Source organism: Ancylobacter oerskovii (assembly GCF_018390555.1).
Taxonomy (GTDB): Bacteria; Pseudomonadota; Alphaproteobacteria; order Rhizobiales; family Xanthobacteraceae; genus Ancylobacter; species Ancylobacter oerskovii.
Map to the genome: position 1 here is coordinate 928,646 of NZ_JAHBGB010000002.1, position 25,596 is coordinate 954,241.

At 69.6% G+C, this 25,596-nt stretch carries 25 protein-coding genes; 10 read left to right on the forward strand and 15 right to left on the reverse strand.

All coding sequences use genetic code 11. The annotated features are described in order from the left end of the window. The first annotated feature begins 140 nt into the window (after window positions 1-140). Window positions 141-1,160: a sugar-binding transcriptional regulator gene (locus tag KHC19_RS04520; RefSeq protein WP_246548147.1), complete on the forward strand. Its 1,020-nt coding sequence runs from the start codon at window positions 141-143 to the stop codon at window positions 1,158-1,160. Window positions 1,161-1,257: 97 nt separating this feature from the next. Next, the gene (locus KHC19_RS04525) at window positions 1,258-2,592 is read left to right on the forward strand and encodes an NAD(P)H-dependent oxidoreductase (RefSeq protein ID WP_213350895.1); all 1,335 of its coding nucleotides are present in this window, start codon (window positions 1,258-1,260) and stop codon (window positions 2,590-2,592) included. Window positions 2,593-3,415: 823 nt separating this feature from the next. Here the strand turns inward: KHC19_RS04525 and gndA are convergent. Continuing rightward, window positions 3,416-4,849 (reverse strand): NADP-dependent phosphogluconate dehydrogenase, encoded by a 1,434-nt coding sequence (gene gndA, locus KHC19_RS04530; protein WP_213350897.1) that lies wholly within the window; start codon window positions 4,847-4,849, stop codon window positions 3,416-3,418. Window positions 4,850-4,883: 34 nt separating this feature from the next. Beyond that, window positions 4,884-5,171, reverse strand: a complete 288-nt coding sequence (locus KHC19_RS04535) for a hypothetical protein (RefSeq protein WP_213350898.1) — start codon at window positions 5,169-5,171, stop codon at window positions 4,884-4,886. Window positions 5,172-5,788: 617 nt separating this feature from the next. Here KHC19_RS04535 and KHC19_RS04540 point away from each other — a divergent pair. Further along, the gene (locus KHC19_RS04540; protein ID WP_213350900.1) at window positions 5,789-5,998 is read left to right on the forward strand and encodes a hypothetical protein; all 210 of its coding nucleotides are present in this window, start codon (window positions 5,789-5,791) and stop codon (window positions 5,996-5,998) included. A gap of 46 nt (window positions 5,999-6,044) precedes the next feature. Here the strand turns inward: KHC19_RS04540 and KHC19_RS04545 are convergent, their stop codons facing one another. Beyond that, entirely contained in the window at window positions 6,045-6,707 is a 663-nt protein-coding gene (locus tag KHC19_RS04545; protein WP_213350901.1) for an exopolysaccharide biosynthesis protein, read from the reverse strand. Between the two features lie 417 nt (window positions 6,708-7,124). On the opposite strand from KHC19_RS04545, the gene KHC19_RS04550 reads away from it, so the two are divergent. Continuing rightward, a complete protein-coding gene (locus KHC19_RS04550) occupies window positions 7,125-8,579 on the forward strand; it encodes a sensor domain-containing diguanylate cyclase (protein ID WP_213350903.1) in 1,455 nt (484 codons plus the stop codon). A 33-nt stretch (window positions 8,580-8,612) separates the two neighbouring features. Here the strand turns inward: KHC19_RS04550 and KHC19_RS04555 are convergent, their stop codons facing one another. Then, a complete protein-coding gene (locus KHC19_RS04555; protein WP_213350905.1) occupies window positions 8,613-9,032 on the reverse strand; it encodes a VOC family protein in 420 nt (139 codons plus the stop codon). A gap of 177 nt (window positions 9,033-9,209) precedes the next feature. Between KHC19_RS04555 and KHC19_RS04560 the strand changes: the two genes are divergently transcribed. Further along, window positions 9,210-9,983, forward strand: coding sequence for a ferredoxin--NADP reductase (locus tag KHC19_RS04560; RefSeq protein ID WP_213350906.1), 774 nt, complete (start codon window positions 9,210-9,212; stop codon window positions 9,981-9,983). Between the two features lie 73 nt (window positions 9,984-10,056). Here the strand turns inward: KHC19_RS04560 and KHC19_RS04565 are convergent, their stop codons facing one another. After that, window positions 10,057-10,362 carry a hypothetical protein gene (locus KHC19_RS04565; RefSeq protein ID WP_213350908.1) on the reverse strand — a complete coding sequence of 102 codons (306 nt, stop codon included), beginning with the start codon at window positions 10,360-10,362 and terminating at the stop codon, window positions 10,057-10,059. Window positions 10,363-10,380: 18 nt separating this feature from the next. After that, entirely contained in the window at window positions 10,381-10,563 is a 183-nt protein-coding gene (locus KHC19_RS04570; RefSeq protein ID WP_213350909.1) for a hypothetical protein, read from the reverse strand. Between KHC19_RS04570 and KHC19_RS04575 the strand changes: the two genes are divergently transcribed. Continuing rightward, window positions 10,562-11,059 carry a GNAT family N-acetyltransferase gene (locus tag KHC19_RS04575; protein ID WP_213350910.1) on the forward strand — a complete coding sequence of 166 codons (498 nt, stop codon included), beginning with the start codon at window positions 10,562-10,564 and terminating at the stop codon, window positions 11,057-11,059. The two genes, KHC19_RS04570 and KHC19_RS04575, sit on opposite strands and share 2 nt — an antisense overlap. A gap of 285 nt (window positions 11,060-11,344) precedes the next feature. Here KHC19_RS04575 and ahcY read toward each other — a convergent pair whose 3' ends face one another. From ahcY to KHC19_RS04605, 6 genes are all read right to left on the reverse strand, one after another. After that, window positions 11,345-12,751: an adenosylhomocysteinase gene (gene ahcY / locus KHC19_RS04580; protein WP_213350912.1), complete on the reverse strand. Its 1,407-nt coding sequence runs from the start codon at window positions 12,749-12,751 to the stop codon at window positions 11,345-11,347. Between the two features lie 598 nt (window positions 12,752-13,349). Further along, entirely contained in the window at window positions 13,350-13,643 is a 294-nt protein-coding gene (locus KHC19_RS04585; protein ID WP_213350913.1) for an HPr family phosphocarrier protein, read from the reverse strand. Next, window positions 13,640-14,041, reverse strand: coding sequence for a PTS sugar transporter subunit IIA (locus tag KHC19_RS04590; protein WP_213350915.1), 402 nt, complete (start codon window positions 14,039-14,041; stop codon window positions 13,640-13,642). Before KHC19_RS04590 ends, KHC19_RS04585 begins: the two co-directional genes overlap by 4 nt. A 276-nt stretch (window positions 14,042-14,317) precedes the next feature. After that, window positions 14,318-14,803, reverse strand: a complete 486-nt coding sequence (locus tag KHC19_RS04595) for an HPr kinase/phosphorylase (protein WP_213350916.1) — start codon at window positions 14,801-14,803, stop codon at window positions 14,318-14,320. 8 nt (window positions 14,804-14,811) lie between these two features. Then, window positions 14,812-16,593: a stimulus-sensing domain-containing protein gene (locus KHC19_RS04600; RefSeq protein WP_378297090.1), complete on the reverse strand. Its 1,782-nt coding sequence runs from the start codon at window positions 16,591-16,593 to the stop codon at window positions 14,812-14,814. A 154-nt stretch (window positions 16,594-16,747) separates the two neighbouring features. Further along, window positions 16,748-17,446, reverse strand: coding sequence for a response regulator transcription factor (locus KHC19_RS04605; RefSeq protein ID WP_213350918.1), 699 nt, complete (start codon window positions 17,444-17,446; stop codon window positions 16,748-16,750). Between the two features lie 278 nt (window positions 17,447-17,724). Here KHC19_RS04605 and KHC19_RS04610 point away from each other — a divergent pair, with 278 nt between their 5' ends. The 3 genes from KHC19_RS04610 (at window position 17,725) to KHC19_RS04620 (ending at window position 20,801) form a co-directional block, all read left to right on the forward strand. Continuing rightward, window positions 17,725-18,516 (forward strand): HugZ family pyridoxamine 5'-phosphate oxidase, encoded by a 792-nt coding sequence (locus KHC19_RS04610; RefSeq protein WP_246548150.1) that lies wholly within the window; start codon window positions 17,725-17,727, stop codon window positions 18,514-18,516. Window positions 18,517-18,656: 140 nt separating this feature from the next. Further along, complete coding sequence (locus KHC19_RS04615; protein ID WP_213350920.1) at window positions 18,657-20,189, forward strand: phosphoenolpyruvate carboxykinase (ATP); 1,533 nt, start codon at window positions 18,657-18,659, stop codon at window positions 20,187-20,189. Window positions 20,190-20,282: 93 nt separating this feature from the next. Further along, the gene (locus tag KHC19_RS04620; protein ID WP_213350922.1) at window positions 20,283-20,801 is read left to right on the forward strand and encodes a DUF3016 domain-containing protein; all 519 of its coding nucleotides are present in this window, start codon (window positions 20,283-20,285) and stop codon (window positions 20,799-20,801) included. 103 nt (window positions 20,802-20,904) lie between these two features. On the opposite strand, the gene KHC19_RS04625 is transcribed toward KHC19_RS04620, so the two are convergent. Further along, entirely contained in the window at window positions 20,905-22,329 is a 1,425-nt protein-coding gene (locus tag KHC19_RS04625) for a sodium:proton antiporter (protein ID WP_213350924.1), read from the reverse strand. Window positions 22,330-22,483: 154 nt separating this feature from the next. On the opposite strand from KHC19_RS04625, the gene recR reads away from it, so the two are divergent. Further along, a complete protein-coding gene (recR, locus tag KHC19_RS04630) occupies window positions 22,484-23,104 on the forward strand; it encodes a recombination mediator RecR (RefSeq protein WP_213350926.1) in 621 nt (206 codons plus the stop codon). Between the two features lie 51 nt (window positions 23,105-23,155). Here the strand turns inward: recR and KHC19_RS04635 are convergent, their stop codons facing one another. Further along, complete coding sequence (locus KHC19_RS04635) at window positions 23,156-24,226, reverse strand: D-alanine--D-alanine ligase family protein (RefSeq protein WP_213350927.1); 1,071 nt, start codon at window positions 24,224-24,226, stop codon at window positions 23,156-23,158. 137 nt (window positions 24,227-24,363) lie between these two features. Next, a complete protein-coding gene (locus KHC19_RS04640; protein WP_213350928.1) occupies window positions 24,364-25,551 on the reverse strand; it encodes a GGDEF domain-containing protein in 1,188 nt (395 codons plus the stop codon). Window positions 25,552-25,596 lie beyond the last annotated feature (45 nt).

Below are 25,596 nucleotides of genomic sequence, written 5' to 3' on the forward strand. Positions count from 1 at the left end.
CGCCCGGCGGCGCGGTGTGGCGCGGCGCGATCGCCGAATTTCCGCTCGGCGGAAATCGTACCCGCCCTGCGGACAGCATTTGAAGATGCGGGGCCTCTCCTCTATAGCATCCGGGACGGAACGAAGGGGGAATGGGTCAGATGTCCGAAGGCGACGCGAAAGCCGGCCCCGCCTCCCCTTCCGCCGAGGCCTATGCCGGGCTCAGCGCCACCGGCCGGCGTTCGGCGCGGCTGCGGCTGCGCGCCGCCTGGATGTATTACGTCGAGGGTATGACGCAGAGCGCCATCGCCGAGGCGCTCGACATCGGCCGCGTCACCGTGGTGCGCCTGCTCGCCGATGCCCGCAGCCTCAACGAGGTGAAGATCTCGCTGTCGCGCGAGATCGCCGAACTGCCGCGGCTGGAGATGGGGCTGCAGAAGACCTTCGGCCTCAAGGAGGCGATCGTCGCCCCGGTCTCCGATCCGCAGGCCGACCCCACCCATGCCATCGGCGCCGCCACCGGCCAGTTCATCTCCGAGCTCATCCGCTCCGACATGACCATCGGCTTCGGCTGGGGCCGCACGCTGATGCGCGCACTGGGCTTCATCGACGAGAAGTCGGTGACGAACCTGTCGGTGGTCTCGCTGCTCGGCGGCATCACCAAGGCCAAGCAGTACAACCCGTCGGAATTCGCCTGGCAACTCTCGCGGCTGTTCCAGGCCGACTGCCACCTCATCGCCGCCCCCGCCATCGTCGACAGCGTCGAGACCAAGCGGGCGCTGATCGAGCGCTGCGGCCTCTCCAACGTCTATAACCGCGCCCGCGAGATGGACGCGGTGGTGCTGAGCGTCGGCGAGATGGAGGAGACCAGCACCTCGCTGCGATTCGGCTTCTTCTCCCCGGCCGACTGGGAGTCGCTGGTGGCGGCCGGCGCGGTGGGCGACATCGCCTACAACTTCATCGATCTGGAGGGCCGGCCGGTCGACCATCCGATCAATTCGCGGGTGATGTCGATCCCGCTGGAGACGCTGTGCGCCACCCCGCAGCGCATCCTCACCTCCGGCGGACCGGGCAAGACCGAGGCCATTCTCGGCGCCCTGCGGCTGCTGCGCCCCACCGTGTTCATCACCGACGAGGCCACCGCGGCGCGTGTCCTGACGGCAGCGGGCGCGCATTTCTGAGCGCGAAAGTCACATCCGCATTTGACTCAGAACAAATGTCGGGTAACCGAAGGGCGCTGATGTGCGGTTCACGGCCGCGCCGCCCCGGGAGTTTGCCATGCACGTCGATAACAGGATCGCGCGGTCGGGTCTCGCCGCCGAACTGGATAGGTGGACGCAGGCGCATGGCCCGGTGACGATCGGCCTCGCCGGCGCCGGGCAGATGGGCACCGATCTCGTGGTGCAGGTGGCGCTGATGCCGGGCGTGCGGATCGGCGCGATCTCCGAGATCGACGCGCAGAACGCCATCGACGCGGCGCTGATGGCCGGCCATGAGCGGGACAGCCTCGTCGCCGCCTCCAGTCCCGCCGCCGTCGACCGCGCCATCGAGGCCGGCCAGATCGCCATCACCGACGATTTCCGTGCCTTCTGCGCCGCCGGCCGCATCGACGTGGTCATCGACGCCACCGGCAATCCCAATGCCGGCACCGAGGTGGCGCTCGACGCCATGCGCCACGGCAAGCATGTGGTGATGCTCAATGTCGAGGCCGACATCACCATCGGCCGCTGGCTGAAGCAGGAGGCTCGCAAGGCCGGCGTGGTGCTCACCGGCGCCGCCGGCGACGAGCCGGCCGCCACCATCGAGCTCATCGGCTTCGCGCAGTCGCTCGGCTTCGAGATCGTCGCCGCCGGCAAGGGCAAGAACAACCCGCTGAAGTTCGACGCCACTCCGGACGAGTTCGAGGCCGAGGCCCGCGCGCGCCACATGAATCCGCGCATGCTGGTGGAGTTCGTCGACGGCTCCAAGACCATGGTGGAGATGACCGCGCTCGCCAACGCCACCGGCCTGGTGCCGGACGTGCCGGGCATGCACGGCCCCACCGCCACCCGCGAGGAACTGGCGCAGGTGCTGTGCACGAAGGAGGATGGCGGCCTGCTCTCGCGCTCCGGCGTCGTGGACTATTCGATCGGCAAGGGCGTGGCGCCCGGCGTGTTCTGCGTGGTGAAGCCGCGGCATCCGCGGGTGATCGAGCGCATGGCCGACCTCAAGGTGGGCCCCGGCCCCTGCTTCGCGCTGGTGCGCCCCTATCATCTCACCAGCCTGGAAGTGCCGCTCTCGGCGGTGCGCGCGGTGCTGCACGGCCGGCCGGACATGGAGGTGCTCGACCATCCGGTGGCCGAATGCACGGCGGTGGCCAAGCGCGACCTCAAGCCGGGGCAGGTGCTGGGCAAGATCGGGGAATATGATTATCGCGGCTTCGCGATGGAATGGCGCGAGGCGCGCGACAGCTTCGCCCTGCCGCTCGGCCTCGCCGAGAAGGCGCGGGTGCTGAAGCCGATCCGCGCCGGCGAGCGGCTGACCTACGAGAACTGCGCCCCCGACGAGGCGCTGGTCGTCACCCAGATGCGCCGCCGCCTCGACCAGTCCGACGCGCAGTACATCGCGGCATAGGCGAGCGGTCGCTCCGGCGGGCGGCGCGAAGCTTCGCCCTTCCCGGGAGCCACCTCCCGAACCCGAGAGCCACCTCATCCCGAGGCGCCCGGCCGCCGGCCCGGCCTCCCCACGACCACCGTCATGCCCGGGCTTGTCCCGGGCATCCACGTCTTGGGCCGGGTACGCCCTATGGAAGGCGTGGATCCCCGGGACAAGCCCGGGGATGACGGCGCGGGCGTCAAACCGGCCGTGACGATGCGGACGCAAGGCGCCATGTCCGCGCCGGGCCGGCACCCGAGAGCGCCTCGCCTCCCCATGAGCAGCGTCATGCCCGGGCTCGGCCCGGGCATCCACGTCCTGGGCCGGGCACACCCCAGGGAAGGCGTGGATCCCCGGGACAAGCCCGGGGATGACGATGCTGGCGTCGAACCGACCGTGACGACGATGCGGACGCAAGGCGCCATGGCCGCGCCGGGCCGGCACCCGAGAGCGCCTGGCCTCCCCATAAGCAACGTCATGCCCGGGCTCGGCCCGGGCATCCACGTCCTGGGCCGGGCACGCCCCCGGGAAAGCATGGATCCCCGGGAACAAGCCCGGGGATGACGGCGCTGGCGTCGAACCGGCCGTGACGACGATGCGGGCGCAAGGTGCCATGCCCGCGCCGGGCCGGCACCCGAGAGCGCCTCGCCTCCCCATGAGCAACGTCATGCCCGGGCTCGGCCCGGGCATCCACGTCTTGGGCCGGGTACGCCCTATGGAAGGCGTGGATCCCCGGGACAAGCCCGGGGATGACGATGCATAAGCGGCTGCCGTCGCCGGGGAACGGCGGCGGCCCCTCCCCTCACGCCTTCACTTCGCTGCCGTCCTGCGCCCAGCGCGTGTGGTACTTGCCGGGCCGGTCGAGCCGTCCATAGGTGTGGGCGCCGAAATAGTCGCGCAGGCCCTGCAACAGGTTGGCCGGGCCACGGGCGCGGCGCAGCCCGTCATAATAGGCCAGCGCCGAGGAGAAGGCCGGGGTCGGCACGCCCGCCGCGATCGCCTCGCCCACCAGCTTGCGCCATTTCGGCTCGGCGGCGAGCACCGCCTCGCGGAAATACGGCTCGAACAGCAGGCTCGACACCTCCGCCCCGTCGCCATAGGCCTCGCGGATGCGGTTGAGGAAGCGGGCGCGGATGATGCAGCCGCCGCGCCAGATGGTGGCGAGGTCGCCGAGCTTCAGCTTCCAGCCATATTCCTCGGACGCCACCTGCAATTGCTGGAAGCCCTGCGCATAGGCGACGATCTTCGAGGCGTAGAGCCCGGCGCGGATCGCCTCGATGGCTTCCGGGGTGGCCGGCGTCACCGGCGGCCTGGCGTGGGTGAGCAGCCCCTCCGCCTCGATGCGCTGGCCGCGCCGGCTCGACAGCACGCGGGCGAACACCGCCTCGGTGATGGCGGTGAGCGGCACGCCGAGATCGAGCGCCGACTTCGAGGTCCACAGCCCGGTGCCCTTCTGCTCGGCCTCGTCGGTGATGAGGTCGACCAGCGGCCTGCCGGTCGCGGCGTCGATCTTCTTGAGCACCTCGGCGGTGATCTCGATCAGGTAGGAATCGAGCTCGCCCTTGTTCCATTCGGCGAAGATCTCGCCGATGGCCGGCGCCTCCAGCCCGTGCAGGGTCTTGAGCAGGTCGTAGGCTTCGGCGATCAGCTGCATGTCGGCATATTCGATGCCGTTATGCACCATCTTCACGTAATGGCCGGCGCCGTCCGGGCCGATATGGGTGCAGCAGGGCTCGCCATCGACCTGCGCCGCCATGCGGGTGAACATCGGCGCCACCCGCTCATAGGCTTCGACCTCGCCGCCCGGCATCATGGAGGGGCCGATCAGCGCGCCCTCCTCGCCGCCGGACACGCCCATGCCGACGAAGCGCAGGCCCTTGCCCTTGAGATAGGCGTTGCGGCGCGCGGTGTCGGTGAACAGCGAATTGCCGCCGTCGATGATGATGTCGCCGGCATCGAGATGCGGCAGCAGTTCCTCGATCACCGCGTCGACCGGCGCGCCGGCCTTCACCATGATCAGGATCGGCCGCGGCCTGGCGATGGCGGCGACGAAATCGGGAATGGAGCGCGCCGGCACGAAGCTGCCCTCGCCACCATGCTCGGCGATGAGCTCGTCGGTCCGCTCGTGGTTGCGGTTGGCCACCGCCACCGTGAAGCCTTTGCCGGCGGCGTTGCGGGCGAGATTCGCGCCCATGGTGGCGAGGCCGTAGACGCCGATATCCGCGAGCTTGGTCATGGAGGCACCGTTCTGCTGACTGAAGGGGAAAGGATCAGGCGCGGCCGACGGTGGAGAAATGCGCGTCGGCCAGACGCGCCTCCGCCTCGGCCAGGGCATTGGCGAGCTCGCGCACCTGCTCGGGGCGCAGCACCAGCTGCAGCGCCGGCACCGGCTCGCCGGGCTTGGGCGGGGCGCCGATCTCGAGCCGCAGGCCCACCGCCTCGCCATTCATCAGCGCGGTGGTGAAGGCCTGGAGCGGCCACATCTTCAGCCGGCCCTGGTCGTCCTTGTCCCAGCTGGCGAAGGCGGCGATGGGGGAAAGCGCGGGGGCGTCGCTCATATCGGTCTCCTCGGGGCTTGTGGGGCGCGGCTGACGCAGGGGCCCAGCCGGCCGGTGCCGGTTTGGCCCGACGAGTAGCACCAAATGCAGGGCTTGTGACCCGCGCAGGCCGCAGGGCTCGGCCACGTTCGCGCAGAGCGGGCGGCTGCCGCGACACGCCGATCCTGCCGATCACGCGCTCGTGTGCCGTTCCGCCGCGGCTGCGCGAATTTCATATCGCCTCAGATCATATCGTATGCGATACATATCGCCAACAACCCCGATCGGAACGGCCCGCCCGCCGATCGCCCTCATCGAGGAGCCCGTCATGCTGAACGCCACGATCATCGTCCTGTTCGCCGCCTTCATCGCGCTCGCCGCCCTCTCGGCGGGGCACATCGTCCGCGACGAGCCGGCCCGCCGGCCGCAGCGCTGCGACGCCTGAGCCGACCTTCCCGCCGGGGGCCGCCCCCTCCCCGGCAGGCAGCGGGCGGGCGCGGGATCTTCCTCCCCCGCGCCCGCCCTTCCGCTCTCGCCCGGGAGCGGCGGGACCAGCGGTAAGCGGAGGATGGCGTTAACCAATTGCCGGCAAGGTTTCGGGAAGCGCAGCCGCGTGATTCGCCCAGCCGAGTGCCGTGATGAGTAATGTGATTCCCTTCCCCGTCCGGGTGTCGTCCCCTGATGCCGAGCCGGAGATCGACCTGATGACCGCGGTGGATGTCGCCATTCGCGACCTGCGCGACCTTGCCCAGCGGCTGCGCGGCGACGCGGTCGGGCAGGAACAGGCCGAGGAGTGCCTGGAGATGCTGTCGCGGGCGCTGGCCAATGCGCAGGCGGTCGCCGGCTGAGGCGCGGCGCCCCGGCCAGCTTGTCGGGCCGGCTTGCCCCGGCGGCTCAGCCGAGGAAGCTCTTCAACAGATAGAGCCCGGCCTTCACGAAGCCCCAGACCACGCCGGACACCACGCCGAGCGAGGCAAAGGCCACCGCCATGCCGGCGAGCACCCACAGCCCGTCGCGCTCCAATATGCCGAGCGCGAGGACACAGATCGCCAGCGCAGGCAGCATGTTGCCGAGCGGGATCGGCAGCACCAGCACCACCGCCAGCACCAGGCTCATCACCCCGACCACATATTCCGCCGGCGGGTGCGCCAGCGCCCCGAAGCGCGGCCGCAGCAGCTTTTCCGCCTTGGCGAGCCACGGCACCGCCTTGGTGACGAAGGCGGCGAAGTCCCGCCGGGCGATCGAGCGGCGGGAGATCAGCGGCGGCAGCCAGGGATTGCGGCCGAGAGCCAGCTGGGCGGTGAGGAAGATCAGCGGCGCGCCGAGCACGGTGGAGGTGCCCGGCGGCGTCGGCAGCACGTTGGGCAACGCGAAGACCAGCATCAGCGGCCCGAAGGCACGCTCCTGCATCGCCGCCAGCAAATCGCCGATGGCGATGCGCTCGCGCGTCTCGTCCGACGCGATGGCGGTAAGGACATCCGACAGCCGCGTGGCCTCATTGTCGAGATCGACCGTCTCGTCGGCGGTGGCGCCACCCGTCGATTTTTCGCCCTGCACGACCTGAACCGCTCCTCCTGCCCCCCTCCGAACGGGGGGCTCACCCTGCCACCGTCCCCACAGATAGGCGGCAAATGTGACAAAGACCAGAAGCGGCGCGCGATCAGGTCCAGCTGAACAGAAACGCCCCGACCGCCAGCAGAAGAATCGCCAGCGCGGCGATCCAGTGTCGGGCGGTAAAGTCATGCATGGTCATGTCGTCTCTCCCCCTCTGCGCGCCGGACCGGATCAAGATACCTCAGTCATTCGCGCAATATCGAAATTTTATCGAAACAGTCCCAGTTTGCATTCGAACATATTCGTTTGCGTGTGAAACGTGGTAAATGCTCGTTCAGGCGTTGCGCAACCTGACATGATGCCACCGGCCTCCTGCGACCGGGGCGTGACGCGGCCAAGCATCGGACGAGTGAAGCACGGATGCTGCAGCAGCAGACCCTCCCGCCGGCGGCGGACCGCAGCTCCGGGTTCGACGACAGCCAGATGTTCGATCTGGCGCCGATCCCGATGTGGCTGGAGGATTTCAGCGAGGTCAAGGCCCTGTTCGACGGCTGGCGCCGTGCCGGCGTCACCTCGCTGCGCGATCATCTCTGGGAGGACGAGCGCCGGGTTATGGCCTGCGCCAGCCGCATCCGGGTGCTGAAGGTCAACCAGGCGACGCTGGACCTGTTCGAGGCCGACAGCCTCGACCACCTCGTCGCCCATCTCGACCGGGTGTTCCGCAGCGACATGCTGCGCACCCACATCGAAGAGCTGTCGCAGCTCTGGGACGGCAAGACCCAGTTCGCCAGCAACACCGCCAACTACACGCTCTCCGGCCGCCGGCTCGACGTCCAGCTCCGGGGCCATGTGCTGCCCGGCCATGAAGAGCGTCTCGACCGGGTGCTGCTGTCCACCGAGGACGTGACCGACCGCGAGAATGCCCGCCGCGCCGCCGGCAAGGCGGAGGAATACGCCCGCGGCCTGTTCGAGCATTCGCCGGTGTCGCTGTGGGTGGAGGATTTCTCCACCATCAAGCAGTTGATCGACGACCTGCGCCATCGCGGCATCGAGGATCTGCGCGTCTTCACCGATGTGCACCCGGATTTCGTGCAGCGCTGCATCAGCGAGGTGCGCGTCATCGACGTGAACCAGCACACGCTCGACCTGTTCCAGGCGGCCGACAAGAAGGCGCTGTTCGCCGGCATGGACCGGGTGTTCCGCGAGGACATGCACCGGCATTTCCGCGAGCAGTTGATCGATCTGTGGAACGGCAAGCTGATGCACCAGCGCGAGGTGGTGAACTATTCGCTGGCCGGCGACGAGATCAACCTGCTGCTGCAATTCTCGGTGCTGCCGGGGCGCGAGCACGACTGGTCGCTGGTGCAGCTGGCGCTCACCGACATCACCGCCCGCAAGAAGGCCGAGGCTTATCTCGAATATCTCGGCAATCACGACGTGCTGACGCGGCTCTACAACCGCTCCTTCTATGTCGACGAGCTGAACCGGCTGGAGCGGCGCGGCCCCTTCCCCGTCACCGTGGTGATGATCGACCTCAACGACCTCAAGCAGGTCAACGACCAGCTCGGCCACGCGGCCGGCGACGCGCTGCTGCGCCGGGCCGGCGAGGTGCTTGCCAAGGCGATCGACAAGCCCAACGTCGCGGCCCGCATCGGCGGCGACGAGTTCGCCGTGCTGCTGCCGGGCGTCGATGCCGACGGAGCCGGAGCGATCATGGCCGAGATCGCCGAGCTGATCGCGATGAACAACCAGTTCTATTCGGCGCAGGCGCTCAGCGTTTCCATGGGCATGGCCACCAGCGAGCCGGGTGAGCGCCTGGAAGCGGTGGTGCGGCGCGCCGATCTGCACATGTACGAGAACAAGCGCGGCCAGTAACCGGCCCCGAAGATCGGTACCCTGGGCCGCTCGTCACGCCGGCGCCGTCCGTCCCTCCAGCCCGCCGGCATGGACGAAGCACAGCTTGTTGCCCTCGGGGTCGCGGCCATAGGCGCCGTAATAGTCGGGATCGTAATGCAGGCGCAGCCCCGGCGCCCCCTCATCCGTGCCGCCGCTGGCCACCAGCGCCCGCCAGGCGGCGTCCACCGCCGCCGGCGAGGGCGCGGCGAAGCTCACCTGCGTCCCGTTGCCCCAGGTGGCCGGCAGGCCGTTGAACGGCAGCTGCACGAAGAATTGCGGCCAGCGCCGGCCGGGCATCACCCACATCGAACCGGGCGGCCCGCCATCGTCGGCAAGATCCAGCCGCTCGAGGCCGAGCGGCGCCAGCACGGTGTCGTAGAAGGCGGTCAGGCGCGGCAGGTCGCGCGCGCCGAGGATGATGTGGGTGAACATGGCGTCCTCGTCGGCCCCGTCTGTGTCCCATTGGGACCGGCGGAGCCGCCCTGCGCAAGGCGCAACACGGAAATGTCACGGACTGCTCGACAGCGGCGCCGTTGCGCAGTAAACCCCGCCGCAGAGAATTACATGACTTCCGGCTTGTTTGGAAGTTTTCACAAAAACGGTTCGTAAATGAGCAACCTGCATCACGAGCGCGTCCTGTCGGTGCACCACTGGACCGACAACCTGTTCACCTTCACCACCACGCGCGACCCGGCGCTGCGCTTCAAGAACGGCCAGTTCGTGATGATCGGCCTGCCGGTGAACGGCAAGCCGCTGCTGCGCGCCTATTCCATCGCCAGCGCCAATTACGAGGAGACGCTGGAGTTCTTCTCGATCAAGGTACCGAACGGCCCGCTCACCTCGCGGCTGAAGAACCTGAAGATCGGCGACGAGGTGATCGTCGGGCGCAAGCCCACCGGCACGCTGCTGGTCGATTATCTGGTGCCCGGCCGCCGGCTCTATCTGCTCGCCACCGGCACCGGCCTGGCGCCGTTCATGAGCCTGATCAAGGACCCGGAGACCTACGAGACTTACGAGAAGGTCATCCTGGTGCACGGCGTGCGCACGGTGGGTGAGCTCGCCTATCAGGACTTCATCGAGAAGGAGCTGCCGGACAACGAGTATTTCGGCGAGCTGGTGCGCGAGAAGCTGGTCTATTACCCGACCGTCACCCGCGAGCCCTATCGCAACCAGGGCCGCATCACCGACCTGATCACCTCGGGCAAGCTGTTCGCCGATCTCGGCCTGCCGCCGCTCGACAAGGAGGACGACCGCGTCATGCTGTGCGGCAGCCCGCAGCTGCTCGACGACATGCGCGTCATCCTCAAGGATCTCGCCTTCGAGGAGGGGTCGACGACCGAGCCCGGCGATTTCGTGATCGAGAAGGCCTTCGTCGAGAAGTAAGCGCCTCGATCAGCATTCCGACCAGTTGCACCCCGGCCCGCACCAGCGCCCCGACCATTCCCATGGCCGGGCCTCAGCGCAGCCGGCCGGGGTCGCGCGGCATGTCGCGATCCCGCGCCGCCTCCTCGGGCGAGAGCACGCGATATTCCGCATCGATCACCGTGGTGTCGCCGGCAGGGCGCCGCGGCTTGACGCCGAACAGCTTGTAGGCGAGGCCGGCGATCAGCAGCACCGGCGCCACCACGATGAACACGCTTGCCGCCACCAGCGCCAGCGCCGTGCCGATCGCCAGCGCCACGGCGACGACGATCGCCACCTGCCACCAGCTCACCCGCCGCACGCTGAACCGCATCTGGCCGAACGGATCGTTCGCGTTCATTCCTGTCCCTTCCCTGGCTCACGGTCGCCCCGTGCCCCGGTGATATGGGATGAAACCCTGCGGGTTCCAGACGAGCGCGGCTGAAATTCCCGTGGGCGCGACATTGCGCGCGACGGCGAAGCCGCGATAGACCGTTCCGATCGCGGCGCTGCCGGCGGCCGGCACGGCCCCGGGGCCCGCCGGAAGCGAAAGAACCATCATGCGGCTTCGCCATGCGCAGGAGCGCGACCTCGTCGGCATCCTCGACATCTATAATCGCGCCGTCCTCACCTCCACCGCCATCTGGAACGACACGCTGGTCGACCTCGCCAATCGCCGCGCCTGGCTCATCGACCGCGTCTCCAAGCGCTATCCGGTGATGGTGGCGGTGGACGAGAACGCCGACGACGCCGTGCTCGGCTATGCCAGCTTCGGCGATTTCCGCCCCTTCGACGGCTACCGCATCAGCGTCGAGCATTCCGTCTATGTGGCGGAGGAGGCGCGGGGACAGGGGATCGGCGGCCAATTGGTGGAGACGCTGTTCGAGCCGGCCCGCGCGCTCGGCAAGAAGGTGATGATCGGCGCCATCACCGGCGGCAATGCGCCGTCCCTCGCCTTGCACAGGCGGCTCGGCTTCGAGGAGAGCGGCCATCTGCGCGGCATCGGCACCAAGTTCGGCGAGCGGCTCGATCTGGTGCTGGTGCAGAAGGAATTGTGAGGGCGAAAGTCGCCCTCGCTCCGACCCACGAAACCACCTGCCGCCTACCACCTGCCGCCTACCACCTGCCGCCTGCCGCCTGCCGCCTGCCGCCTGCCGCCTGCGCAACGTCATGCCCGGGCTTGACCCGGGCATCCACGTTTTGGAAAGGCGCGCCCGGCGGGAAGACATGGATGGCCGGGCCGAGCCCGGCCATGACGTTCCTCGGGCAGCCACTCCGGCCGGAAACGCAGAAAGCCGGGGCAAGCCCCGGCCTTCGCATGATCCGTCGGAAACCGTCGCCGCTCAGTAGCGGTAATGGTCCGGCTTGAACGGCCCCTCGACCGGCACGCCGATATAGTCGGCCTGCTCGGGGCGCAGCTTGGTCAGCTTCACGCCCAGCTTCTCGAGGTGCAGCGCCGCCACCTTCTCGTCGAGCACCTTCGGCAGAGTGTAGACCTTCTTCTCGTACTTGCCGGAATGGGCCCACAGCTCGATCTGCGCCAGCGTCTGGTTGGAGAAGGAGGACGACATCACGAAGGAGGGGTGGCCCATGGCGTTGCCGAGGTTCACCAGCCGGCCTTCCGACAAGAGGATGATGCGGCTGCCGCCCGGGAACTCGATCTCGTCGACCTGCGGCTTGATGTTGGTCCACTTGAAGTTGCGCAGGCCGGCGACCTGGATCTCGTTGTCGAAGTGGCCGATGTTGCAGACGATGGCCCGGTCCTTCATCTGCCGCATGTGATCGACGGTGATGATGTCCTTGTTGCCGGTGCAGGTGACGTAGATGTCGGCGCGCGAGAAGGCGTCCTCGATGGTCGCCACCTCGTAGCCTTCCATCGACGCCTGCAGGGCGCAGATCGGATCGACCTCGGAGACGATGACGCGGGCGCCGGCCTGGCGCAGCGAGGCGGCCGAGCCCTTGCCGACATCGCCGAAGCCGGCGACGAAGGCGACCTTGCCGGCCAGCATCACGTCGGTGCCGCGGCGGATGGCGTCGACCAGCGATTCGCGGCAGCCATAGAGGTTGTCGAACTTCGACTTGGTGACGCTGTCGTTGACGTTGATCGCCGGGAACAACAGCTTGCCCTGCTCGGCGAGCTTGTAGAGGCGGTGCACGCCCGTCGTCGTCTCTTCCGACACGCCCTTGATCGCCTTGGCGACCTCGGCGAACCAGCCCTTCGGCTTCTCGGCGAGCAGGCGCTTGATCAGCGCAAAGAAGATTTCCTCTTCCTCGGAGCCGGGGGTGTCGAGGAAGCCGGTGTCGCCGCCCTCGGCCTTGAGGCCGTAATGCACCAGCATGGTGGCGTCGCCGCCATCGTCGAGGATGAGGTTGGGAACGCCACCACCGTGCCAGTCGAACAGCTTGGCGGTGTAGTCCCAGTACTCGGTCAGTGTCTCGCCCTTATAGGCGAAGACCGGGATACCGGCCTGCGCGATGGCGGCGGCGGCATGGTCCTGCGTCGAGAAGATGTTGCAGGAGACCCAGCGCACATCGGCGCCGAGCGCCTTCAGCGTCTCGATCAGCACCGCGGTCTGGATGGTCATGTGCAGCGAGCCGGCGATGCGCGCGCCCTTCAGCGGCTGCGAGGGGCCGTATTCGGCGCGGATCGCCATCAGGCCCGGCATTTCGGTCTCGGCGAGCTCGATCTCCTTGCGGCCGAAGCCGGCGAGGCCGATGTCCTTGACGATGTAGTCGCTGGCAAGCGCCATGGTCGGGTTCCTTGTGCCTGAGGGACCGCGAGCCGCCTCCATGCCGACGGGCCTGGACGAAGCGGCCCCGGTCCGGTGGATCGAAGCTCGGCCAGGTTGATAGCAGCCCCGGCCGAAGGTTTCAATAACGATATAAAGATGTCTTTATATGACAGAGGCGGAGACACAGAACCCGTCACGCGCCGCCCCCCCTCGCTTGATCCTCCCCCCAATCGGGAGAGGGAGCCCCCGCGCACCGACCCCGCCCAGCCGGTCCCCTTGATTGATCCTCTCCCCGTTGGGGAGAGGTGGCCCGCGCAGCGGGTCGGTGAGGGGCCACGACATCGGGAGGCGCTGAGCACCCCTTACCCCACCCCTCTCCCCGTCGGGGAGAGGGGGCCCGGCGCACCGGCCCCCACCCAGCAGGTCCCCTTGCCCCTCCCCTTGGCGGAGGAGGAGCCGCCGCGCCCAGCCCATTGGACACCGTCCCGCGAGGGATCGATCCGGTCCACATCCTGAGAGGATGACCGGCAAGCACGTCCCAGGAGGATGAACCAATGGAAGATAGCCGCGAGCCCGACACTCCCGGTCGAGCGCCCGCGCGGCCCGAGCGGCCGGCCTACTCGCCTTCGCCGAAGCGGTCGCCCACCAGCTCGGTCAGGGCGTCGAGCGCCGCTTCCGCCTCGCGGCCCTCGGCGGCGACCATGATCGATGTTCCCGGCGCCGCCGCCAGCATCATCAGGCCCATGATGGAGGTGCCGCTCACCGTTTCGCCGCAGCGCGTCACCTGCACCGTGGCGTCGAAGCGCTCCACCGTCTGCACGAACTTGGCGGAGGCACGGGCATGCAGGCCGCGCTTGTTCAGTATGGGCAGTTCGCGCTGCAGGGTGGCGGAGGTGCTGGCCAAGGTCATTTACCCGCGAGCACCCGGCTGGCGATGTTGATGTATTTGCGCCCGGCCTCCTGCGCCTGGGCCACCGCGGCCTCCATCGGCACCTCGGCGCGCACCGTGGCGAGCTTCACCAGCATCGGCAGGTTGATGCCGGCCACCACCTCGATGTCGGGCTCGGTCATCACCGAGATGGCGAGGTTGGACGGGGTGCCGCCGAACATGTCGGTGAGGATCACCACGCCCTCGCCGCTGTTCACCGCCTTGACCGAGGCGACGATGTCGAGGCGACGCTGCTCGATGTCGTCGTCGGGGCCGATGGTGACGGCCTCGATCTGGGACTGCGGTCCCATCACATGTTCCAACGCCGCACGGAACTCGCTGGCAAGGCGTCCGTGGGTGACGAGTACAAGCCCTATCATTCTGCTCCGCCGTGCGCTGACCGGCACGAAACCGGGCGCGTCCCCTCCGACATCGCCCAAGGCTTTCGAGGCAAGCGGGTCCTCCCCCGCTCCCGTGGGGGAAGCATCATCGTTGCGCTGCACATAAATGGCAAGTGCGCCGCGTGAAAGGCTGGGGATGACGCGGCGGGCCCGCCGCGCGGCCGGCATCGCCGCAAGTCGCGGAGATTGCTCGCCTATCCGCCGGCGCCCCGGCGGCACGCACGCAGGACGCCGGCAAATTCCCTCGAATATGCTTTAAGTTTCCTGAAGTCCGCTCTCGGTCGAGAGCATCGCCAGCACCTGGTGCACCGCATCGCCGCGATCATAGACCGGCAACCGGGTGAGCGTGACGCCGCCGAGCGCAATGCGGCAATCCTCCGGGCGCGGCAGCCGGGCGCCGTCGGTGGTGGCGAGATCGACCACCAGCGCCACCTCCACCTCCTCGACATAGGGCACCCGGCGCAGCCCGGCGCCGCGCACCTCGATGAGGCCGGCGAGCACCGGCACCGGCGCGGCGATCAGCCCGTCGCCGCGTCGCTCCAGTATCAGGCGGTCGTCGCCGACCAGCACCGTCTCGGGGATCAGCCCGGTTCGCCCGGCCAGCAGCAGCGCGAAGGCGAGATGCGACTTGCCGGCGCCGGAAGGCCCGCGGATCAGCACCCCGGCCTCGCCCACCCGCACGCAGGAGGCGTGATGGGTGGAGCTGAAATGCGGGTCGGCGAGGCGTTCGTTCTCGGCCATCTCTTCCCTCACGCGCAGGGCAGGCGCACGACGAAGCGCGCGCCGCCGCTTGCCCCCTTCTTCGCGGTGCGGCGGCGCTTGCGGGTGCCGTCCGCTGCCGGCTCGGGCTCCGGAGGCGGGGCGGGCGGGCGGTTCTCCGCCCAGATGCGCCCGCCATGCGCCTCGACGATCTGCTTGGAGATCGACAGACCGAGGCCGGAATTCTGGCCGAAGCCCTGCTCCTCCGGGCGATCGGTGTAGAAGCGCTCGAAGATGCGGGCCAGCGCGTGCTCGGGAATGCCCGGCCCGTCATCGTCGACCATGATCTCGACGCCGCCCTTCACCTTGTGGCAGCTCACCCGCACCTCCCCGCCCCGCGGCGAGAAGGAGCGGGCATTGTCGATGAGGTTGTTGATCACCTGCCCGAGGCGGGAATCGTGCCCCGCCACCACGAAGTCGACCGGCCGGCCGCCCTCGGCCTCCGGCTCGAAGACGAGCTTCACCTTCACCTCGTCGCCGCGCACCACGTCGTTCTGCACGCCGCACACCGTGCCGAGCAGCCGGCGCAGGTCGACCGGCTCGGCCTCCTGGCGCTGCAATTCGGCGTCGAGGCGCGAGGCGTCGGAGATGTCGGTGATCAGCCGGTCGAGCCGCTTCACGTCGTGCTGGATCACCTCCATCAGCCGCCCGCGCGAATTGTCGGTCTTGGCCAGGGGCAGGGTCTCCACGGCGGAGCGCAGCGAGGTCAGCGGGTTCTTCAGTTCGTGCGAGACGTCGGCGGCGAAGCTCTCGATCGCCTCGATGCGGGAGTAGAGCGCGTCGGTCATGTCGCGCAGCGCCCCCGACAGATGCCCGATCTCGTCGGAACGGCCGGTGAAGTCGGGGATCTCGACGCGCTGGCGGGTGCGGCGCCGCACCCGCTCCGCCGCGTCGGCGAGACGGCGCACCGGGCCGGCGATGGTGCCGGCGAGCAAGAGCGACAGCACCACCATCACCACCATGGCGACGAGGAACACCCGCACGATGACCAGGCGTTCCGCCGCCACCGCCTCGTCGATCTCGCCGCCCTGGGTGGAGAGCAGCAGCGCGCCGAGAACGGCGCGGAAGCGCTGGATCGGCACCGCCACCGACACGATGATCTGGCCGCGCTCGTTCACCTGCACCGCGCTGGCCTTCTGGCCGAGCAGCGCGCCGACCACCTGCGGGTAGCCCTTGCCGTTATTGGGGCCGAGCTCGCGATAGAGCGGCAGTTCGCCGCGCTCGAACCACATCTTCACGCTGTTCCAGCCATGCTCCATCCAGTTGGGCGGACGGGCGGTCGGTTCGGGCAGCTCGAAGCGCAGGATGTCGCCGCGCGAATAGAGCGAGCGCGAATCGAGCACCAGGATGCCGTCGCGGTCATAGATGCGGGCGCGGGTGCCGGTCGGCTCCACGAGGCGCTTCAGCACCGGGGCGACGCGCTCCGGGTTGATCGGGAACTCCAGCGGCGCGAAGCCTTCCTCGCCCGGCCCGTAGCTCTCGCCGGCCTGCAATTCGAGCAGCCGCTCGGGATCGATGGTGATGGCGTTGGTCTCGACCTGCGCCGAGCCGGCGATGGCGGCGGCGATGATCTCGCCCTGCACCAGAAGGCTCTGCACGCGGGCGTCGATCAGCCCGGCGCGGAACTCCGACAGATAGAGGATGCCCGCCACCAGCGCGCCCATGCCGGCGAGGTTGAGCAGCACGATGCGGCGGGTGAGGCTCGACGAGCTCTTCTGCGCCACGAAATGCCGCAGCCGGCGCAGCCCGGCGAGGAAGCCGCCCCCGAACAGGCCGGCGCCCAGCGGGCCGGCGCCGAGCGCCCCCCGCAGGCCCCTGCGCCGTCGGGGGGTCTCGGCCGCCGTCTCGGTCACGGCCTCGTCCTGCTCCTCGGGGTCCTCCCCCGGCGGCAGGTTCCGCGTCGATTCCGGGTCGAGCAAGAGCCGCCTACTCCTTGAAGCGATAGCCGACGCCGTAGAGGGTCTCGATCATCTCGAAATTGTCGTCCACCACCTTGAACTTCTTGCGAAGCCGCTTGATGTGGCTGTCGATGGTGCGGTCGTCGACATAGACTTGGTCGTCATAGGCCGCGTCCATCAGCGCGTTGCGGCTCTTCACCACGCCGGGGCGGGTGGCGAGCGCCTGCAGGATCAGGAACTCGGTGACGGTCAGGGTGACGTTCTCACCCTTCCAGGTGCAGGTGTGGCGCTCGGGATCCATGCGCAAGAGGCCGCGCTCCAGCACCTTGGCGCTGTCGGTCTCGCGCGGCGCGGCGCCGTCCTTCGGCGCCACCCGGCGCAGCACCGCCTTCACCCGTTCCACCAGCAGGCGCTGCGAGAACGGCTTCTTGATGAAGTCGTCGGCGCCCATCTTCAGGCCGAACAGCTCGTCGATCTCGTCATCCTTGGAGGTGAGGAAGATCACCGGCATGTCGCTCTTCTGGCGCAGGCGGCGCAGCAGCTCCATGCCGTCCATGCGCGGCATCTTGATGTCGAAGATGGCGAGGTCCGGCGGGTTGCTCTTGAAGCCGTCCAGCGCGGTGGCGCCGTCGGTATAGGTCTGGATGCGGTAACCTTCGGATTCGAGGGCGATCGAGACGGAAGTCAGGATGTTGCGGTCGTCGTCGACGAGAGCGATGGTCGGCATCTACATGTTCCTGTTCGGCGGCGGATGTCGCACCCGGCGGTGAACCGTGCCGGCGTGGCCAGAATGTGACACGCAAGCAGACTCAGATAGAAATAGCGCGTTTCGAGGCGGTTAGCCAATGCGCGCCCCGCCGGTAGGTGGGGATGACGGCGCCCGCGCGCCCCGCTTGCGCCGCCGGCGGCCCCGGTTTCGCCCGCCGCGATCGGCCGCACTTGACGCTGCGGCCCGGCTTCGTCACTGAAACGGCCGGCCGGGACAGCCAAACGGGAGACCTTCCCATGAACGACATGAATGCCGCCGGCTTCGACGCCGCCGCCGCGGTGAAGCGCCTCCTGCGCGAGGGCCGCACCGGCGCCCTCGCCAGTCTCGACCGCGACGGCTGGCCCTATGCCTCGCTGGTGCAGATGGCCACCCTGCACGATGGCGCGCCGGTGCTGCTGCTGTCGCAGCTGGCCCGCCACACCCGCAACATCGCCGGCGACCGGCGCGTCAGCCTGCTCATCGACGAGCAGCGCGCCGGCGACGAGCTCCAGGGCGCGCGCGCGAGCTTCAAGGGGCGCATCTTCCGCGTCGAGGGCGAGGAGGAGATCGCCGTCGCCCGTCGCCGCTTCCTCGCCCGCCATGCCGATTCGGCCGGTTTCGCCGGTTTCGCCGATTTCGGCTTCTACCGGATCGAGCTCGAGAGCGCCCACATCGTCGCCGGCTTCGGGCGCATCGCCGAGGTGCCGGCCGCCGAATTCCTCACCGATCTCGGCGGGGCCGACGAGGCGCTGGCGAGCGAGGAAGGCGCCATCGCCCATATGAACGAGGACCATGCCGACGCCATCGGCCTCTACGCCACCGCGCTGCTCGGCGCGGCGCCGGGCGAGTGGCGCATGACCGGCATCGATCCCGAGGGCTGCGACCTCATCTCCGGCCACGTCGCCCGCCGCCTCGCCTTCGACCGGCGCATCGTCAGCGGCCGCGACGTGCACCGCATCCTGGTGGAACTGGCGGTGAAGGCTCGCGAAATCGCCGGCGTGCCGGCGCCGCGCCGCGACGGCGGCGGCGAAACCCACGAGCACCGCTGAGCCGAAGCGGTATCGGGGTGAAGCAGGACCGCCACCGCGGCGGCCTGCTTTCGCCACGGTTTCGACCCTATATGACAGACAAATGGCCTGAGTGCTCCGTCAGTTTGCCGCCCCGGCGGGTATACGAGAAGGAGTAACACATGCTGGAAACCGGCATGCGCAACCCGGAGAATGCCGCGGCAGCCGCGGGTCTTTCCGGTTCGGGCAAGGTGTTTTGGAACCTTGCCGGCCCCACCCTCTACGAACGGGCGATCGCCCGTGGCGAGGCGCGCCTTTCCGCCGCCGGCGCGCTGGTGGTGGAAAGCGGCGCCGCGAGCACCGCGCCCTTGCCGCGCCACCTGCTCGGCGAGGCGAACGAGCCGACCAATGCGCCGGACGGCGTCGCCCGGCTCGATCCCGAGACCTTCGAGCGGCTGAAGCAGGAAATGCTGGCCCATGCCGCCGGCCGCACCCTGTTCGCGCAGGATCTGCATGTGGCCACCGCCGCCGGCGAGGCCCGCCGCCTGCGGGTGTTCGCCGAGCATGCCTGGCAGGCGCTCGCCATCCGCAACCTTATGCAGCAGCCCGCCTCCGAGGCCATCGCCGGCTTCGTGCCGGACATCACCCTGTTCTGCCTGCCGCATTTCCGGCCGGACGCCGACCGCCACGGCATCGCCGGCCCCGGCGTGATCGCGGAGGATCAGGGCATCGGCCTGGTGCTGGTGGGTGGCACGCTCGATCTCGGCCATGTCGAGCAGGCGCTCGTCGCCCATCTCGGCGACCTGCTGGCCGGCATCGGCACGCTGACGCTGAACGGGGCCGCCTCGCTCGGCACCGAGGGCGAGCTCGCGCTGTTCCTCGGCCCGCCGGACAGCGGCAAGAGCGCGCTCGCCGGCGCCTTCGCCGCCGATCCGCGCTTCACGCTGATGGCCGACGGCCCGCTGGGCTGGAACCGCGACGGCGTGTTCGGGCTGTTCGCCGGCCGCCGCCGGCGGGTGCACCAGCTCGACGCCAGGGGTGGCTTCGGCACGGTGCTGGAAAACGTGCCGCTCGACGCCGACAGCCGCGAGCCCGATCTCGCCGGTGCCGCCGCCGCCCGCGCCATCCTGCCGGGAACGCATGCCGGCAGCGCCGGCGCGCCGCGCACGCTGGTCCTCGCCAGCTGCGACGGCTTCGGCGTGCTGCCTTCCATCGCCCGGCTCAGCCCGGAGCAGGCGGTCTATCACCTCCTGTCCGGCTACACCGCGCCGGCGGACGACGGCGAGGCGCCGCGCGCCCGCTTCGCCGCCGCCCACCCGCCGGCGGCGGGGGCGCATCTGCTGCGCGAGCTGATCGCCGGCGGCGAGACCCAGTGCTGGCTGGTCAATACCGGCTGGAGCGGCGGGCAGGCCGGGCGCGGCGCGCGCATCCTGCCGGAAGCGACGCATATGCTCGTCGCCGCCGCCCTGGACGGCTCGCTGGCGGCCGGCGCGTTCCGTGCCGATCCGCATTTCGGCTTCGAGGTGCCGGTGGAGGTCGAGGGCGTCGATGCCAAGCTGCTCGATCCGGTCGAGGCCTGGGCCAATCGCCGCGAGCATGCGACCGCGGCGAAGCGGCTCGTCGACCTGTTCGCGGAGAACTTCGCCCGCTTCGAGGCGGAGGTCGACCCGGAAGTGCGCGACGCGCAGCCGCGTATGGCCATCGCCGCCGAATGACGGCAGGCTGTCCGCGGCCCGCCCCGGCGGCGGCCGGCGGCGGGTCCGCCGGCCGCGCCGTCATCTGAAGGGGCGGCAGCAGGAGGACCGTCCATGCGCCCGCCCCTCGTTCCGCTCGTCACCCTGCTGGCAGCGCTCACCGCCGCCGGCCCGGCTTCCGCCGGCACCCGCGCCGCCTCTCCGGCCGTGGCGCGGGTGAATTTCGTCGCGCCGCAGAACTATGTCGACGGCAACCTGCAATGGTCCAGCGTCGACCAGCGCCTCACCTTCGAGGGGCTGTCGCGCCTCTTCGACCGCGAGGCGCGCCGCGCTTTGCCGCCGGGCACGACTATCGAGATCGACATCCTCGCCCTCGACCTCGCCGGCAGGATCGATCCCCTCGCCTCGCGCACCGGCGAATTGCGGGTGATGCGTCCCGACACCTGGCCCTCGCTCCCCCTGCGCTACCGGCTCCTCCGCGACGGGCGGGTGATCGGGCGCGGCGAGGAGACGCTGCGGGCGATGAACTATCTCATGGACCCGGTTGCCGCCCGCTCCGGCGCGCCGCTGCGCTACGAGCGGGCGATGATCGCCGGCTGGTTCCGCACCCGCTTTGCCGGAGCGTCGTCCTGAAGCCGTGAACGCCGCCCGCCCGAGCGCCGAAGCCCCCTCTCCCCATTGGGGAGAGGGATGGGGTGAGGGGCCTCGCCCGACTCAGGTGAGGGGCTCGCCCGGCTCAGCGGAAATACAGGAAGGTCAGCAGCGCGAAGCAGGGCAGCAGGAAGGCGCCCGACCACGCCATGTAGCCGAAGAAGCTCGGCATCTTCACGCCGCGGCTCCTGGCGATCGCCAGCACCATGAAATTGGGCGCGTTGCCGATATAGGTCAGCGCGCCCATGAACACCGCGCCGGCGGAGATCGCCTCCAGCGTCACCGCATGGGTGGTCATCAGCGCCTGCGCGTCGCCGCCGGCGAGGTTGAAGAACACCAGATAGGTCGGGGCGTTGTCGAGGAAGCCGGAAAGCAGGCCGGTCATCCAGAAATAGCCGGCATTCACCGGCTCGCCATTGGCGTCCGTCACCAGCGCCACCAGCGGTGCCAGCGCGCCGTCGGCGCCGGCCTTCAGGATGGCGATCACCGGGATGATGGTGAGGAAGATCGCCGCGAACAGCTTGGCCACCTCGCGGATCGGCTCCCAGTCGAAGCCGTTGCGCTCGCGGATATAGGCGGGGGTGATGAGGATGGACACCGCCGCGAGGCCCAGGAGGATGATGTCGCGCGCCACCGAAGGCAGCGGCAGGGCCGTCCCGGCGACGTGGAACTCGATGTCGGGCTTCCACAGCGCGCTCATCAATATGGCGGCGATCACCCCGACGAGCAGCGGCAGGTTGGACAGCCCGCGCAGGCCGATGCGCTCGGTGTCCGGCGTCGGATCGGGCGGCGGCGGCAGGCCTTCCTCGCGGGCGTGGAACCAGCGGTCGAGCAGGTAGTAGGCGGCGAGCAGCAATACCACCACCAGCACGGTGTCGTGGAACAGGTGGCTGGTGGTCCAGAAGAAGTCGACCCCCTTGAGGAAGCCGAGGAACAGCGGCGGGTCGCCGAGCGGGGTCAGCGAGCCGCCGATGTTCGAGACCAGGAAGATGAAGAACACCACGGTATGGACATTGTGCCGCCGCCCGTCATTGGCGCGCAGCAGCGGGCGGATCAGCACCATGGAGGCGCCGGTGGTGCCGATCAGGCTGGCGAGCACGGTACCCACCGCCAGCATCGCCGTGTTCACCGCCGGGCTGCCGCGCAGATTGCCGGTCACCAATATGCCGCCGGAAATGGTGAACAGCGTGAACAGCAGCACGATGAAGGGGATGTATTCCAGCAGCGCCGCGTGCGTCACCTCGTAGACGGTGACGCCGGTGCCGGCGAACGCCACGAAGGGCACCAGCACCGCCAGCGCCCAGAACAGCGCCACCTTGCCATAGTGGTGGTGCCAGAAATGCCCGGCGACCAGCGGCAGGATGGCGATCGAGAGCAGCATGCCGGCGAAGGGGATGCCCCAGGCCAGCGACAGGCTCGCCCCGTCGAGGCCGGCGCCCTCGGCGGCCAGCGCCGGGCCGGCGGACAGGAGAGCGAGGAGGATCGCCGTCACCGGCCCCATGAGCTTCATCGTCGCGTTCCCCCGGCGCTTGTGAACCCTGCGTCCGGGTTAGCAACCCGCTCCGGCACTGTCGAGCGAATCCGGGTGCCGCGGGCGCGGCACGGCCCTTGCGCCCTGCGGCGCCGGCGGCCTAATCATCGGCTGCGCTTCAGGAGGACTCACCATGGCCCGCGCCGTCGCCGGCCCCGAAATCGAACGCCTCGTCCAGCTGCTCGCCCGCGTGCCCGGCCTCGGCCCGCGCTCGGCGCGCCGCGCGGCGCTGCAACTGATCAAGAAGCGCGACTCGCTGATGGCCCCGCTCGCCGGCGCCATGCAGGAGGTGCTCGGCAAGATCGAGACCTGCCCGGTCTGCGGCAATCTCGACGTCCGAAGCCCCTGCCTCGTCTGCGCCGACCCGACGCGCGACCCGACCCTGATCGTCGTCGTCGCCGACGTGTCCGACCTGTGGGCGCTGGAACGCGCCGGGGCGATGAACGCCCGCTACCATGTGCTGGGCGGCACGCTGTCGCCGCTGGACGGCATCGGCCCGGACGAATTGAACATGGCGAGCCTGGCCGGCCGGGTGCGCCAGCCGACCGCCGGCGGCGGCACCGTCGCCGAGGTGCTGCTCGCCCTGCCCGCCACCGTGGACGGGCAGACCACCGCGCATTACGTCACCGAGCTCCTGCGCGAGACCGGGGTGAAGGTCACGCGCCTCGCCCATGGCGTGCCGGTGGGCGGCGAGCTCGATTATCTCGACGAGGGCACGCTGGCGGCGGCGATCCGCGCCCGCACCGCGCTCTAACCCAACAGGCTCCCGGCGGTCGGGAACGGCTCCGCGCTTGGCGGGACTGCCCTACCGCCCCGCCCGTGCCAGCCCGTGCGCCACCAGCCGGTCGATCAGCTCGGGATAGCTCACCCCGCTGGCGGCCATCGCCTTGGGGTACATGCTGATATTGGTGAAGCCGGGAATGGTGTTCAGCTCGTTGACGAGCACGCGCAGATCCTCGGTCACGAAGAAGTCGGCGCGGGCCATGCCATCGCAGCCCAGCGCGCGGAAGGCGTCGGCGGCCATCGCCTGCAGCTGCGTCTCCACCTCGGCCGGCAATTGCGCCGGCACGATGATCGCCGCGCCGTCGGCATCGATGTATTTGGCGTCGTAGCTGTAGAAGCCGTGGCTCTCGGCCGGGCGGATCTCGCCGGGGCGGGAGACGAACAGCGTGCCGTCCGGCTGCTCCAGCACGCTCAGCTCGATCTCGCGGCCGCGGATGAACTCCTCGGCGATGAGCTTGCGGTCGTGGCGGAAGCCCTCGGTCAGCGCCGCCGCATAGTCGGCCTCGCTCGCCACCTTGCTCACCCCGACCGAGGAGCCCTGCCGCGCCGGCTTGATGAACACCGGCAGCCCCAGCGTCGCCGTCAGCTCGGCGAAGCTCGGCTCGGCGCCGGGATGGATGGTGACGGCACGGGCGGTGGCCAGCCCGGCCTCGAGATAGAGCCGCTTGGCGATGTCCTTGTCGAGCGCGGTGGCCGAGCCGAGGATGCCGCAGCCCACCAGCGCCACGCCCGCCACCTCGGCCAGCCCCTGCACCGAGCCGTCCTCGCCCGGCAGGCCGTGCAGCACCGGGAAGAGGAGGTCGATCGCCGGCAGTTCGTGCGGCACGCCGCCGGCCGGCAGCGCCACGAGGCGCCCCTTGCCGCCCGGCACCAGCGTGAGCTCGGTACCGCTCTCCGGCGTGTCGAGCACGCCGCCCTCGAAGCGGCTGGCCAGCCAGCGGCCGTCGCGGGTGATGAACACCGGCACGGCGTCGTATGTCTCCGGGTCGAGCGCCCGCATGACATTGGTGCCCGACATCACCGAGACGTCGTGCTCGGCGGAGCGTCCGCCGAAGAGCACCGCGATGCGCAGGCGGGTCGAGGAGGTGGTCACGGCGGGACTCCGATGAAATGAGGAGGGTGCTGGCGGCGCACGCGTGGCGGAAACGTTCGAGCCACCGGGGTTAATGATGGGTTAAGGCCCCGGCATGGCGGCGCGGGATCCGGCCCTCTTCCACCGCCGCTTCGGTCTCAGGGGGCGTCGGTCACGATCCGGTCGCGCCCGTCCTGCTTGGCCCGGTACAGCGCCCGGTCGCAGCGCTCCATCAGCGCCGGGAAATCCGTTTCCCCGGCGGCGTTCACCAGCCCGATGCTCACCGTGACATGGAGCCGGAGGCCGCCCTCCAGCACCACCGGCTGGCGAATCGCCTCCTGCAGCCGCGCGGCCACCTGCCCGGCCTCATCGGTCGAGGTAGCCGGCAGCAGCACGGCGAATTCCTCGCCGCCGATCCGCGCCATCAGGTCGGCCGCCCGCAGCTGCGCGAGGCTGCGCTGGGCCACCCCTTGCAGCACCGCGTCGCCGGCGCCGTGGCCGTGGCGGTCGTTGATCTGCTTGAAGTGATCGATATCGATGAGCAGCAGCGAGCAGGGCGCGCCGTCGCCGGCGCTGTCGTCCATCGCCGCCGCACCGGCGTCGAGCAGGCGGCGGCGGTTCCACAGCCCGGTCAGCGGGTCCGACCCCGCCAGCATGCGAAGCTGCTCCGCGGTTTCGCGTTCCGACGTCACGTCCCACAGGGCGAGCACATAGACGCCGCCGACCCGGCGATAGCGGAACTGCACGATACGGGTCGAGCCGTCGCGGCAGCGCACCGACCATTCGCTGAACTGGATGCTGTCCGGCTCGTCCCGCAGGCGGGCGAATTTCTGCTGCCATTCGGCGAAGGCGGCCGCACGCTGCGCGGGATCGGGGAAACCCAGCTCCCACCACTCGTCATGGTGCAGCACGACCTTCTCCTCATACAGGAAGAGGTCGTCGGACATCCGGTTGTAGAAGATGGCGTTGAGATTCTCGTCATAGATCTCGATGGCGACCGGCAATTCGTTGAGAATGTCGGTCATGCGGTCCTGCAGCGTCCCCTCCGGCGTCGCGTTCAGGCTCACCAGGACATGGCGATCGGTGAGCCGCCGCACCGCGCCCTCCACCGGCCGGTCGGCATGGAGCGGGCGCAGCGGCAGCTTTTGCGCCGCGGCGGGGGGCGACTGCAGCAGCTCCGCCAGACGCGCATCCGGCGCCAGCACCCCGGCGAGCGGCAGCGGCAAGGCGGCATCCGGCGGCAGGTCCAGCGCCCGGCGCGCCTTCGGCGCCAGGGCGACGACGTCGAGGGCCTGCAGGTCGATCACCAGAAGCGGCTCGGCGCTGTCGTCCACCCATCGAAACATCGCCGCGGCCTTCCCTCGCCCGTATCCGCCGTACCGCCACGGAGG